The sequence below is a fragment of the Mesorhizobium qingshengii genome, assembly GCF_900103325.1.
Taxonomy (GTDB): domain Bacteria; phylum Pseudomonadota; class Alphaproteobacteria; order Rhizobiales; family Rhizobiaceae; genus Mesorhizobium; species Mesorhizobium qingshengii.
In genome coordinates, this window is sequence record NZ_FMXM01000012.1 from 122,870 (window position 1) to 135,478 (window position 12,609).

Genomic DNA, 12,609 nt, shown 5'->3' on the forward strand with positions numbered 1-12,609 from the left:
ACCCTGCCCTGTCCCAGCTAAACACCAACCTCGCGCGGCCAGCAAGGGCGCGAGGCGCGGACGAGCGCAGCGCGGTGCCGGCGAGCTCCTTCGGCGGCGGTCGATCCAGGCCATTGTGTGACGAGTGGGCTTTCACTAGTCTTTCGGCCGGGTCGAGGATCGCACGCATGACGCCGAAACTGAACCGCTGGAAGCGCTTCGCCGACTGGGATGAACGGCCTTTGCGCCTGGACAAGTTTGCGGCGGAAGACCCTGCCAACGGCTTCTCCGCCTTCTCCAGCCCGGCCGATCCCAAACCTGGCATCGGCATCGCGGGCGGGCGGGTCGTGTCCCTCGATGGGGTGCTCGAACACGACTACGACATGATCGACCGCTTCATTGCACGCCATCACATCGATCCGGACGTGGCGCCTGAAGCGATGGCACTGGACTCGGCGACGGTCGCGCGCTGGCTGGTCGACATGAACGTGCCGCGCGAAACGCTGGTGCGGCTCGCGCATGGCATGACACCGGCGAAACTCGCCGAGGTGGTGTCGCAGCTCAACGCGCTGGAAATCGCCTTCGCCTACTCGAAGATGCGGGCCCGCAAGACGCCGGGCAACCAGGCGCATGTCACCAACGCCAAGGACGACCCGCTCCAGCTCGCCGCCGACGCCGCGACCGCCGTCGCCTTTGGCTTCGACGAGATCGAAACGACGATGCGCGTGTCACGCAACGCCTGGTCCAACGCGGTGGCGTGTGCGGTGGGCGGTGCGGTCGGCCGCTGGGGAACGCTGTTCCAGTGCTCCAGCGAGGAAGCCGAAGAGCTGCGCATCGCCATGGCCGGCTTTACGTCCTACGCCGAGACCGTTTCCGTCTACGGCACCGAGAAATCGTTCACCGATGGTGACGACACGCCATGGTCCAAGGCATTCCTCGCCGCCGCCTATGCCTCGCGCGGCGTCAAGATGCGCTGCACGTCGGGTGCCGGTTCCGAGTTGCTGATGGGCTTCCATGAAGCGAAATCGCTGCTCTATCTGGAGGCGCGCTGCCTCTGCCTGCAGCGCGGCATGGGGGTGCAGGGCACGCAGAATGGCGGCATCGACGGGGCGCCGTTGACGGCCACGATCCCCGGTGGCGTCCGCGAGCTGATGGCCGAGAACCTCATCGCCGTCTGGCTCGATCTCGAATGCGCATCGGGCAATGACGCGCGCTCCACCGAATCGGAGATACGCGTCGGCGCCAAAATCCTTCCCTACCTGATTGCCGGCTCGGACCTGATCTGCTCCGGGATGGGCTCGATCCTGAAATACGACAATTCGTTCAACCCGTCGCTGATCAACGGCGAGGAGCTGGAAGACTATCTGGTGCTGCAGCGAGATTTCGAGGCCGATGGCGGGCTGACGCCGCTGCCCGAGTCACGCGCGATCGAATTGCGCGAGCGGGCGGTGGAGGCGATCGCCGCCGTGTTCGAGGAGCTCGGACTTTCGACCCCGACCGAGGACATGAAGACCAGCGTGGTCTACGCCTCCGGCTCCGACGATACGCGCAGCCTGATGCCGCGCGACGTGTCCTTCATCAGCGAGGCCATCAAGGAGCGCGGCATCACCGTGATCGACGTGGTCAAGGCGTTGGCCAACCGCGGTTTCCGGGAAGAGGCCGAGAATCTCCTGAACGTGGTGAAGCTGCGCCTTTCCGGCGACTATCTGCAGACCTCGGCGATGATCCGCAACGGGCGGATCGTCAGTGCGGTGAACGATCCCAACGACTATCTCGGCCCCGGCTCCGGCTATCGCGTGTCCGAAGAACGGCGCCTGCAGCTCAACGACATCCGCGACGTGCTGGATCAGAAGGAGGTGCTGCGCTCGGAAGCCCTGCACGAGAAGGACGAGGCAAGGCACATCCGCTATCGCAACCTTGGGCCGGCAGCCAACGGGTCGACAAACGACGACGTCGTCATCGGCATCAGCCCGGCCTTCGGGTTGAAGCTTTACCGGACGACGGCCGGGCATCGGCTGTCCGAAGTGCTGGGCGCCATGCTGGATGCAATCCGCGCGCGCGGGCTCAAGGCGCGCGTCGTTCGCTTCCGTCACACGGCCGACACCTCCTTCCTCGGTCTGTCCGCCGCGCGGCTTGCCGGCAGCGGTATCGGCATCGGCATCCAGGCCAAGGGCACGGCCGTCATCCATCAGCGTGACCGCCAGCCGCACAACAATCTGGAACTGTTTTCCAATGCGCCGATCACCAGGCTCGAGCACTATCGCGCGCTCGGCGCCAACGCGGCGGCCTACGCGCTTGGCGAAATGCCGGAGCCCATCGTCGTGCCGCAGCGAGGCGAGGCCATGGGGTCGCGCTACCATGCCCGCGTCGCCCTAATCTACGCCATCGAAACCGGACTGACCGAGGCCGGCGCGGCTCCCGAAGAGGTCGACGTCACCCTGACGGGAGCGAAATCGTGACCCGGACGCGCGCCGACTATCCGCTCGCCGAAACCCAGCCCGGCGCCGTCACCGGCAAGCATGGCAAGGCGCTGCCTGACATAACGCTGGATGCGGTGCTTGCCGGCGAGGTGACGATGGAAGACCTTCGCATCACGCCGCAAGCGCTGCAGGCCCAGGCCGACGTGGCGCGCGATGTCGGCCGGCCGACTCTCGCCCTCAATTTCGAGCGGGGGGCGGAGCTTGTCGAGGTGCCGCAGGATTTCATCATGCAGGTCTACGAACTGCTGCGCCCCGGCCGCGCCAAGTCCAAGGAAGAATTGCTCGAGGCCGCCGCCACGATGCGCGATACCTATCAGGCTGAACGCATCGCCCGTTTCATCGAAGAGGCCGCCGAGACCTATGCGGCGCGCGGCCTTTTCACGTTCCGCTTCTGAAAGGGCCGCATGAGCTGGAAAACGGAATTCCGTTCGCTCTACTATCTCGGTGCGCCCGAGCCGGATGATCCGGTGCTGGTGCCGGCGCAAACCGCCATCCTGGTCATCGACGTCCAGAACACCTACCTGGAGCGGCCGGATCGCGCGTCGCTTACGCCGCAGGAACAGCAACGCTACGACCTGTGGACGCCGTTCCACGAGCGCATGCACGACACGGTGATACCGAACACGGCAAGATTGCTGGCGCTGGCACGGCAAAAAGGCATCGAATGCCTTTTCGCCCGCATCGCCTGCCACACCAAGGACGGGCGCGACCGCTCGCTCTCCCAGAAAATGCCGGGCTGGAACAATCTGCTGCTGCCAAAGAACGACGCGCCGTCGCAGCTCGTTGCCGAACTTCAGCCGGCCGGCGACGAAATCGTGGTGACCAAGACCACCGATTCCGCGCTGACTGGGACGAATCTGCGCCTCATCCTTCACAATCTCGGCATCAGGAATGTCATCTGCTGCGGTATCTTCACGGACCAGTGCGTGTCTTCGACGGTGCGCAGCCTGGCGGATGAGAGCTATGCCGTCATCGTGCTCGAGGATTGCTGCGCGGCGGCGACCGAGGAGCTCCATCGCAAGGAGCTCGAAATCATCAACATGATCTACTGCCACGTGATGTCGAGCGGCGAGCTATGCAAAATCATGGCCTTGGCAAAGTGACGCAGCGTCCGTAGTGTCATGGCTGCACTCGCAGGCCGGGAGACATCGGCCGCCATGTGCGGGGACCAAAGTACAGCTGTCACCAATGGAGAGGGCTTCATGGCCATAGAAACTGCACGCGGGACGATCGACGTCTCGAAGAGTAACAGCATCAACCTTTTGCACTCGAAGGCCGTGGGGCTCGCGGGAGTGCTCTTTCTGGCCGTCACCGGCGCGGCGCCAATGTCGGCGATGCTGGGCAATGTCCCGTTCGCGGCAGGCTACGGCATCGGCAAATACACGCCGGCCGCCTTCCTGATGGCGACGATCGTGCTGACCATCTTCTCGGTCGGCTATGCCGCGATGGCATCGCGCGTCTCGTCCGTCGGCGGCTTCTACTCCTTCATCAGCCAGGGACTCGGCCGTGAGGTCGGCATGTCGGCGGGCATCGGCTCGCTCGCCTGCTATTCGCTGTTCGAAGCCTCTCTCACCGGTTTGTTCGCATTTTTCGGCAATCTTTGGATCTCCCAGCACTTCGGCATCAACGTGCCGTGGATCGTGCTTGCGCTCGGCATGATCGTGGTCATCGCGGCACTTGCCTACCGCGATGTGAAGCTGTCGGCGCGGCTGCTCGGCATTGCCCTCATTCTCGAAGTGATCATGCTGGTGATCTTCTCGCTGGGCGTCCTTTTCGCCCATGGCGGGACGAACTTTTCCGGCGATTCGCTAAATGTGTTCAAGGTGTTCACGCCCGTCGCCGAGCAGACAGTCGGAACCGTGGCCATACCCGCGGGCGCGGCCGCCGTCGGCATCTTCATGGCGTTCTGGTCCTGGGTCGGCTTCGAGATGGCGCCGAACTACGCCGAGGAATCCCGCGATCCGAAGCGCATCATTCCGCAGTCGCTGCTGATTTCGGTGATTGGCCTCGGCCTGTTCTACACCTTCGTCAGCTGGTGCGCGGTGGCGGCCTATCCCACCGAGGCCAACATGGTGGCCAAGGCATTCTCCGACGGGGTGAATTTCTTCCTGACACCCATCCAGAGTTTTGTCGGCGGCTGGGGCTACCAGCTGATGTCGCTTCTCATCCTGACCAGTTCCTTCGCCTGCGGCATGGCCTTCCACAACACCGCTTCCCGCTACCTGTACTCGCTGGCACGCGAAGGCGTCCTGCCACAGGCGATCGCGGAGACGCATGATCACCACAAGAGCCCCCACAAGGCCTCGGCGCTGCAGTCGGTTCTGGCGGCGGTCTGGGTCCTGCTCTACGGTCTGGCCTATGGCTTCGACGATCCGTCGGGACAGGCCTGGCTTGGCGTCTATACGCTGTTCGCGGTGCTTGGCACCGGACTGCTGCTGGTGCTGCAGGCCGTTGTCTCGCTGGCGATCTTCATGTGGTTCAAGAAGAACGGCGGCGGCAACATGCTGACGACGGTCATCGCGCCGTTGATCTCGCTGGTTGTCCAGCTGGTCCTCGTCTACACGCTGGTGGCCAATCTCGCGACGCTCGGCGGCACCAATGGTTTCGCCAGGAGCATCCCCTATGTCGGGCTTGCGATCCTTATCGTCGGCCTGATCTGGGGCTTCGTGCTGAAGTCCGCCAACCCCAAGGCGTACGGGAACATCGGTCACATGGTGAACGAAGGCTAGGGCGTCCATCGCCCTGGATTTCTTGCGGCAACGGGGACGGAGGATCACTCTGTCCCCGTCTCATTTTGGAGCTTCAAGTCATGACCCAGTCTTTGAAGGGTCGGTCCGTCGTCGTTACCGGCGGATCGAAAGGCATCGGCAAGGGCATAGCGCGGGTGTTCGCGCTCTCGGGTGCCAAGGTCGCCATCATCGCGCGCCATCTCGACCAGGCTGAAGCGGCTGCCGCCGAGATCGGCCACGGCGCCTTCGGCGTGGCCGGCGACGTCACTTCGCTCGCCGGCATCGAGACCGCGTTCGCGGCGGCAGCGGCAAGAAACGGTGGGATCGACGTGTTGTGCGCCAATGCCGGAATTTTCCCGCAAGCGCGGCTCGAGGACATGACGTCCGAACAATGGGACGAAGTCGTCGACACCAACCTCAAGGGCACCTTCCACGCGGTCAAGGCGGCGGTTCCCTATCTCAAGAAGTCCGACCAGGGCCGCATCGTGCTGACGTCGTCGATCACGGGCCCGATCACCGGTTTCCCTGGCTGGTCGCACTACGGCGCCACCAAGGCGGGGCAGCTCGGCTTCATGCGCACGGCCTGCATCGAGCTGGCGAAATACGGCATCACCGTCAACGCCGTCATGCCGGGCAACATCATCACCGAGGGCCTTGTCGGCCTGGGCGAGGACTACCAGAAGACCATGGCCGCCTCGATCCCGCTCAAGCGGCTCGGAACCGTGGAGGACATCGGCCACGCCGCGCTCTACTTTGCGTCGAAGGAAGCGGGCTACGTGACCGGGCAGACGATCATCGTCGACGGCGGCCAGATCTTGCCGGAGAGCCTGGAGGCACTGGCATAGAGCGGTTCACGAACCGCTCCGTCTCCTTGTCTTGACGCAATTCCCAAGGGAAAGCGCTACGCGCTTTTCCCGGGAAAACCGTTTCACGCCTTTCCTGCGATTGCTGTCAGGAAAACTTGCTCAGATAGGCCTCGCACAGCCCGACGGTTCCCTCGGTGTAGGGAAGGCCCATCGACTTGGCGAGGTCCGTCTCCGCGTGCGAGCCGATCCACGCAACCAAGAGCAGGCGGCGCAGCATCACGAAGGTCGGGATCTCGTCCTCGTCCGCTTTGGGCAGGTCAAGCACGCGGCGATAGCCGGTCGTCCACGACTGGATAAGATCGGCGGCCTGCGGCTCGTGCTCGTAGAAGGAGATGGGCGTCGCCGCGTCGTACATATACCAGCCGAAGCCGCAATCGTCGAAGTCGATGACCTTTACTGTCTTGCCGTCGATCAAAAGGTTTGCCAGCCGCAGGTCGCAATGAATGAGGCCGAAGCGGTCATGGCCCTTGCCGAAGGCAGCCAGCCTGCGGCCGATCAGGTCCGCAGTGCGGCCAAAGAGTTTGGCCTTCGCGGCGTCGACGCCCATGCCGTCGCGCCAGCGTCCCCAATGCGGGCTTTCCTCGCCGAGGCTTGTTTCGAAATCCCACACGTGGCGGGTGAACCAGGACGGGCGCTTCCACTGCCGGGCGTGGATGTGCATGCGGGCCGTCACCTCGCCCAGCACCTCGAAAGGCTCGGCAAGCGCCTCGCCTATGCCCGGCTCCGAACCGGTCTCCCATTGCGACAACACGACGTGGCGGGGTTGCGCCAGCCTGGCATGGCCGACACGCTGGATCTGCTCGCCGTCCTTGCCCGCGACCGGCACGGGTGTGGAGACGATCCCGGTCTGGCGCAGGTCGGTCAGCCAGGCCAGTTCGGATTGGATGGCCGTCCTTGTATGGTAGCCGTCGCGATGGATGCGGAGTGCCCAGCGCCGGCCGTCGGGAGCCGCGATCCTGTAGGTCGCGTTTTCCGACAGGTTGATCATCTCGACGGAAACATCCGCCGGCAGATCGTAGTTGGCGGTGGCCGCCTCCGCCGTCTCCTGCAGGATGCCGAGTTGCTGGTCGTGGGTGAGCGCGTCGAAATCCGTCACTGTCAGTCCTGCCCGATCATTGTGCCCTTGCCCCAGCCAGAACCCGAACGATCCCGACAAGTCCAGCCGCCGGCTCGAGCTGGACGCCTGGCAGTTTCAACCAGGTTCGGGCCATGTCAACTCGCCTTGCCTGCCTGGTGCAGCAGTTCCCGCGCGCGCGGCATTGCCGCATCGAAGCGATCCATGATGTCCTGGCAGGTTTCGTGATCCAGAAGCACGCCGGGCTTCCATTGCAGCACCCGCTTGTCGAGCGACGAGAAGATCGCCCAGACGCCCTGCTCGTAGAGTGCGCGCGACGCGAAGACGGCGCCCTCCGGGTGGTTGCTGAATTCCAGGCCGAGGATCACGCCTTTCTGGCGCACGCCGGTGAAGATGTCGCCGTGCCGAACCAGCATCTCGCGCATGGCCTGTGCCATGAACTCGGTCACGGTGCCGACATTGGCAACCAGGGCAGGCCGCTGCAGCATCTCGATGACCTTGTGGGCGACGACACAGCCGAGCTCGGCCCCACCCGTGGTCGAGATGTGCGCCGCCCCGTCCTCGTTGAGCCAGCCGCCGGCCTTGTCGTTCACCAATGCCGCGCTGATCGGATAGAGGCCGCCGGACAGGCCCTTGGCCGTCACCATGATGTCCGGCTGGATGCCATAGGCCTGCCAGCCCCACATGCTGCCGGTGCGCATCAGGCCGGTCTGGACCTCGTCGGCGATGTACATCGCGCCATGCTTTTCGCACAGCGCCTTGCAGGCGCTGAGATAACCGTCCTTCGGCATCGGGAAACCGTAAGTGGCGGGGATCGTCTCCATGATCAGCGCCGCGACGTCTTCGCCCTTGAGCGCCTGCTCCATGGCGTCGATATCGTTGAAGGGAACCTGGATGAACGTCTCCGGCTGGTCGGAGAGAAAGATCTTGGTGAAGCGATCGTCGCCGGTCGCCACCGCGAGCCCCGAATGCCCGTGATAACCCTTGATGATCGACACGATCTTGCGCCGCTTGGTGGCATAGCGGGCGCTCTTGATGGCGATGTCCACCGCCTCCGCGCCGCCCGGCGCGAAGACCGCATATTTCATTCCCGGCGAGACATTGACTAGGGATTCGGCCAGCGCCGTGCGCGCCACGGAGGGGAACCAGTGATTGCCGATATCGAAATAATCGAGCGCGCTCTTCAGCGTCTCGACCAGCTCCGGATGGCGGTGACCGAGATTGTAGGTGCCGCCGTTCAGGTGCAGGTCGATCAGGCGGCGCCCCGACATGTCGTAGAGGAAGTAGCCCTCCCGCCTGCCGATCACCAGATCTATCCCGGCCTTCTGCCAGAACTTGGTCTTGTCGGGATTCCAGAAACGGATTGCCTTGTCAAAAAAATCCTGCTTCGACTCAAAACTGAAGGGGCCGAAGTCGTACATGCTGTCTTTTCCCCAAAGGTTGATTGGCGCTCACCAAGGCTGGCGAGGCTCGCCCGCCGGATGATGCAGGATTACGAGCCGCGGAGAAAGGGTGGAGAGGGATGATCCTGAAGGACAGGACCGCGATCGTGACCGGCGCGGGATCGGGCATCGGCAGGGCGGCGGCGCTGATCATCGCGCGCGAGGGCGCGGTGGTCGGGGTGGCGGACCGCAGCGCCGACGGCGCGAACGCGACCGTCGAACAGATCCTTGCTGCCGGTGGCCGGGCGAAAGCGCTCGTGTTCGACCTCACCGACGATCAGGCGCTTGAAGCCGGTTTCCGCGATTTCATCGACACGCAAGGCCGGATCGACATCCTCCACAACCATGCCGGCGTGCAGGTCGAGGGTGACGTGCTGGGTGTGAGCGTCATAGGCTTCGACGCGTCCTGGACGCTCAACGTGCGGGCTCACTTCCTCGGCGCCCGCATCGTCATGCCGTTCATGAAGAAGGCCGGCCGCGGAGTTATTCTCAACACGTCGTCGAGCTCCGGCGTGCTCTACGACCGTGAGATGATCGCCTATACGACGACCAAGCACGCGGTAATCGCGATGACCAGGCAGATGGCGGGCGACTATGGCCGCTTCGGCATTCGCGTCAACGCGCTGTGCCCCGGCTGGGTCGACACGCCCTTCAATGGCCCTTTCATCGCCCAGATGGGGGGCCGGGACGCCATCGAAGCCTACATCCGCGAAAAGGTGCCGCTTGGCCGCTGGGCAAGCGTCGAGGAAATCGCCGAGTCCGTGCTGTTTCTGGTCTCCGACCGGTCCTCGTACATGACGGGCCAGATCCTGGTCGTCGACGGCGGAGAAACGGTAGTCTAGCGGATCATCGTTTCACGGAAACGCAGAACCGCTCTACCGAAATGCTTTCCGGGTTACTCGTCGATGCAAGGGCCGACGGCCGAGTTTGCCAAGGGACTGTTTGGTGGAGCCAATCGGAATCGAACCGACGACCTCTTGAATGCCATTCAAGCGCTCTCCCAACTGAGCTATGGCCCCACTTCCGGCAGTCAACCGGCGCCGTTTCCGGCGAAGAGATCCGGCGCGGGTTGGAGACCGCGCCGTTAGTGCAGGCGGCTTCTAACCCCGCCCTTCGTCAATATCAAGCCTTGAATACCGGCTTTTTGTTCACAGGCCGAGAAAGCCTGCAAACGCTTGCGTCCCAGGCCGATCAGACCTCGTCGTCGTCGTCGCCAACGCCGATCATGTCGGCGACGTCGTCATCTTCTTCCTCTTCGTCGGCCAGGAAGGTGTCGTCCTCGTCGTCGCCGAGGTCGACGTCGTCCTCGTCATCGCCGAGATCGGGCAGATCATCGGCCTTGACGTCCTCGTCGGCCTCTTCGAGCGAGACGACCTCAACGCCCTCTTCGTCCTCGGCGTCCACTTCCTTCTCGGCCACTTCCTCTTCCTCCTCGAGGGCGGCGATCTTGCCTTCCTCGAAATAGGAACGCGGATAGGTCTTGCCGGTGTAGGGCGAGACGATCGGGTCCTTGTTCAGGTCGTAGAATTTTCGGCCCGTCTCCGGGTCGATGCGTTTTGTGCCAAGTTCGGTTTTTGCCACGGCAAGCCTCGTCAATAAAAGAGTGGTCCCCTTAACCACAGTTTGCAGCGCTGTCAAAGCGAAAAGCCGGCGTCACAAAACCATGCATTGAAAGGCCTCGCGGCAAGTGGCGACCATGGGGATGACCATTTCGCCCCGCCGTGATACGAGACCGCCGCAACAAATGAAAAGCGCCGGCCCGCCGGCGTTCCGTCCAGGGAAATTCCATGTCTCACGCTGCCGCCCCAAAGCCGGCCACCGCCCGCAGATCATCAGCCCTTTCCGGCACGGCGCGTGTGCCGGGCGACAAGTCGATCTCGCACCGCTCCTTCATGTTCGGCGGCCTCGCTTCCGGCGAGACCCGCATCACCGGCCTGCTGGAGGGCGAGGATGTGATGCGCACGGGTGCGGCCATGAAGGCGATGGGCGCGCATATCGAGAAGCGCGGTGCCGAATGGGTGATCCGCGGCACCGGCAACGGCGCGCTGCTGCAGCCGGAAGGCCCGCTCGATTTCGGCAATGCCGGCACCGGCTCGCGGCTCACCATGGGCCTGGTCGGCACCTATGACATGGAAACGACCTTCATCGGCGACGCCTCGCTGTCGGGCCGACCGATGGGCCGCGTGCTGGAACCCTTGCGCCAGATGGGTGTGCAGGTGCTGAAGGCGACGCCCGGCGACCGCATGCCGATCACGCTGCATGGGCCCAAGCATGCCGCGCCGATCACCTACCGGGTGCCGATGGCCTCGGCGCAGGTGAAATCGGCGGTGCTGCTGGCCGGCCTCAACACGCCGGGCATTACCACCGTCATCGAACCGGTGATGACGCGCGACCACACCGAAAAGATGCTGAAGGGCTTTGGCGCCAATCTGTCGGTCGAAACCGACGAGCGCGGCGTGCGTCACATCTTCATCGAAGGCCAGGGCAAGCTTACCGGCCAGACGATCGCGGTGCCGGGCGACCCGTCCTCGGCCGGCTTCCCGCTGGTGGCGGCACTGATCGTGCCGGGCTCGGACATTACAATCGAGAACGTTCTGATGAACCCGACCCGTACCGGGCTACTTTTGACGCTGCAGGAAATGGGCGGCAAGATCGACATCCTCAACCCGCGCAATGCTGGCGGCGAGGATGTCGCGGACCTGCGCGTACGCTACTCCGAACTGAAAGGCGTCGCCGTGCCGCCCGAGCGAGCGCCATCGATGATCGACGAGTACCCGGTGCTCGCGGTCGCCGCCAGCTTCGCCGAGGGCGAAACGCTGATGCAGGGGCTGGAAGAGTTGCGGGTGAAGGAATCCGACCGGCTGTCGGCCGTCGCCAACGGCCTGAAGCTCAATGGCGTCGACTGCACCGAGGGCGAAGCTTCGCTCGCGGTGCGCGGCAAGCCGGGCGGCAAGGGCCTCGGCGGCCATCCGAACGGCCAGGACACGACCGTGCAGACCCATCTCGACCACCGCATTGCCATGAGCTTTCTGGTCATGGGGCTGGCAACGGAGAAGCCGGTGACCATCGACGACCAGGCGATGATCGCGACCAGCTTTCCCGAGTTCATGGGGCTGATGAAGGGGCTGGGCGCGGAGATCGGGTGATAGTCGTGGCAATCGCATACCTTGGAGATTGGGTGTCGACATGGGAAGCGTTGGCCTGCCAATGACACACGTCTTCACCATCGCCATTGACGGCCCAGCTGGCGCCGGCAAAGGCACACTTGCCCGGCGTCTGGCCGACCACTACCGGCTGAACCTGCTCGACACCGGCCTCACCTATCGCGCGGTGGCCTATGCGCTGATCCAGCACGCGCTGCCGCTCGACAATGTCTCGGCGGCCGAGACCGCGGCCCGCCAGGTCGATCTGGCAAGGCTCGACCGGGCGGTCTTGTCGGCGCATGCCATCGGCGAGGCCGCCTCCAAGGTCGCCGTTTTCCCGACGGTGCGGCGCATCCTCGTCGAAAAGCAGCGCGACTTCGCCAAGACACCACCAGGCGCCGTGCTCGACGGCCGCGACATCGGCACTGTCGTCTGCCCCGACGCCGACATAAAACTCTATGTGACGGCGAGCGCCGAGGTGCGGGCAAGGCGGCGGCTGGCCGAGATCGAAAGCATCGGCGGCACCGCCAATTTTGACGAAATCCTCGCCGATATCGGGCATCGCGACGAGCGCGACATGGGCCGCGCCGACTCGCCGTTGAAGCCGGCCGCCGACGCGCACTTGCTTGATACCAGCGAAATGGCTATAGAAGCCGCGTTTCTCGCAGCCAGAGCTGTTATCGACGACGTGCTGGCCAAGAGAGACAACGCCTGAGCTGGGTTTTCATGCTGTTTCCGATTGCCGGAGACGAAGAAAATACCCATATCGGGCACGAACCAGCCTGCCAGCATTCTTCATGCGCCGGAATTGCCGCCTAAAGAGCGGCCCAGGGCTTTTGTAGCCCGGAACGCCGGCAGGCCCACGCAACGCTAACCCACGGCGCCCGTCCCGCGA

General features: G+C 64.1%; 11 protein-coding genes and 1 tRNA gene. 8 read left to right on the top strand and 4 right to left on the bottom strand.

What is annotated here, in order from left to right; all coding sequences use genetic code 11:
• Window positions 1-167 precede the first annotated feature (167 nt).
• The 5 genes from BLS48_RS19725 (at window position 168) to fabG (ending at window position 6,033) form a co-directional block, all read left to right on the top strand.
• Entirely contained in the window at window positions 168-2,438 is a 2,271-nt protein-coding gene (locus tag BLS48_RS19725) for a propanediol/glycerol family dehydratase large subunit (protein ID WP_091580859.1), read from the top strand.
• On the top strand, window positions 2,435-2,854 hold the full coding sequence (locus tag BLS48_RS19730) for a diol dehydratase small subunit (RefSeq protein WP_091580861.1): 420 nt from the start codon (window positions 2,435-2,437) through the stop codon (window positions 2,852-2,854). The genes BLS48_RS19725 and BLS48_RS19730 overlap by 4 nt, the downstream gene beginning before the upstream one ends.
• Window positions 2,855-2,863: 9 nt before the next feature.
• Entirely contained in the window at window positions 2,864-3,562 is a 699-nt protein-coding gene (locus BLS48_RS19735; protein WP_091580864.1) for a cysteine hydrolase family protein, read from the top strand.
• Between the two features lie 99 nt (window positions 3,563-3,661).
• Window positions 3,662-5,188, top strand: a complete 1,527-nt coding sequence (locus BLS48_RS19740) for an APC family permease (RefSeq protein ID WP_091580866.1) — start codon at window positions 3,662-3,664, stop codon at window positions 5,186-5,188.
• 80 nt (window positions 5,189-5,268) lie between these two features.
• Window positions 5,269-6,033: a 3-oxoacyl-ACP reductase FabG gene (gene fabG, locus BLS48_RS19745; RefSeq protein WP_091580871.1), complete on the top strand. Its 765-nt coding sequence runs from the start codon at window positions 5,269-5,271 to the stop codon at window positions 6,031-6,033.
• 106 nt (window positions 6,034-6,139) lie between these two features.
• Here the strand turns inward: fabG and BLS48_RS19750 are convergent, their stop codons facing one another.
• Complete coding sequence (locus tag BLS48_RS19750; RefSeq protein ID WP_091580874.1) at window positions 6,140-7,150, bottom strand: phosphotransferase enzyme family protein; 1,011 nt, start codon at window positions 7,148-7,150, stop codon at window positions 6,140-6,142.
• Window positions 7,151-7,266: 116 nt separating this feature from the next.
• Window positions 7,267-8,550: a class-III pyridoxal-phosphate-dependent aminotransferase gene (locus BLS48_RS19755; RefSeq protein WP_091580876.1), complete on the bottom strand. Its 1,284-nt coding sequence runs from the start codon at window positions 8,548-8,550 to the stop codon at window positions 7,267-7,269.
• A 101-nt stretch (window positions 8,551-8,651) separates the two neighbouring features.
• Here BLS48_RS19755 and BLS48_RS19760 point away from each other — a divergent pair, with 101 nt between their 5' ends.
• On the top strand, window positions 8,652-9,413 hold the full coding sequence (locus BLS48_RS19760) for an SDR family NAD(P)-dependent oxidoreductase (protein ID WP_091580879.1): 762 nt from the start codon (window positions 8,652-8,654) through the stop codon (window positions 9,411-9,413).
• 101 nt (window positions 9,414-9,514) lie between these two features.
• On the opposite strand, the gene BLS48_RS19765 is transcribed toward BLS48_RS19760, so the two are convergent.
• Window positions 9,515-9,590, bottom strand: a tRNA-Ala gene (locus tag BLS48_RS19765).
• Between the two features lie 172 nt (window positions 9,591-9,762).
• Window positions 9,763-10,152, bottom strand: a complete 390-nt coding sequence (locus BLS48_RS19770) for a TIGR02300 family protein (RefSeq protein WP_091581070.1) — start codon at window positions 10,150-10,152, stop codon at window positions 9,763-9,765.
• A 206-nt stretch (window positions 10,153-10,358) separates the two neighbouring features.
• Between BLS48_RS19770 and aroA the strand changes: the two genes are divergently transcribed.
• Window positions 10,359-11,717 (top strand): 3-phosphoshikimate 1-carboxyvinyltransferase, encoded by a 1,359-nt coding sequence (gene aroA, locus BLS48_RS19775; protein WP_091580881.1) that lies wholly within the window; start codon window positions 10,359-10,361, stop codon window positions 11,715-11,717.
• Between the two features lie 61 nt (window positions 11,718-11,778).
• On the top strand, window positions 11,779-12,429 hold the full coding sequence (gene cmk / locus BLS48_RS19780) for a (d)CMP kinase (RefSeq protein ID WP_091581073.1): 651 nt from the start codon (window positions 11,779-11,781) through the stop codon (window positions 12,427-12,429).
• Window positions 12,430-12,609 lie beyond the last annotated feature (180 nt).

Coding starts and splice junctions, on each gene's coding strand:
- BLS48_RS19725 (WP_091580859.1), top strand. CDS start 168: ATGACGCCGAAACTGAACCGCTGGAAGCGCTTCGCCGACTGGGATGAA.
- BLS48_RS19735 (WP_091580864.1), top strand. CDS start 2,864: ATGAGCTGGAAAACGGAATTCCGTTCGCTCTACTATCTCGGTGCGCCC.
- BLS48_RS19740 (WP_091580866.1), top strand. CDS start 3,662: ATGGCCATAGAAACTGCACGCGGGACGATCGACGTCTCGAAGAGTAAC.
- fabG (WP_091580871.1), top strand. CDS start 5,269: ATGACCCAGTCTTTGAAGGGTCGGTCCGTCGTCGTTACCGGCGGATCG.
- BLS48_RS19755 (WP_091580876.1), bottom strand. CDS start 8,550: ATGTACGACTTCGGCCCCTTCAGTTTTGAGTCGAAGCAGGATTTTTTT.
- BLS48_RS19760 (WP_091580879.1), top strand. CDS start 8,652: ATGATCCTGAAGGACAGGACCGCGATCGTGACCGGCGCGGGATCGGGC.
- aroA (WP_091580881.1), top strand. CDS start 10,359: ATGTCTCACGCTGCCGCCCCAAAGCCGGCCACCGCCCGCAGATCATCA.
- cmk (WP_091581073.1), top strand. CDS start 11,779: ATGACACACGTCTTCACCATCGCCATTGACGGCCCAGCTGGCGCCGGC.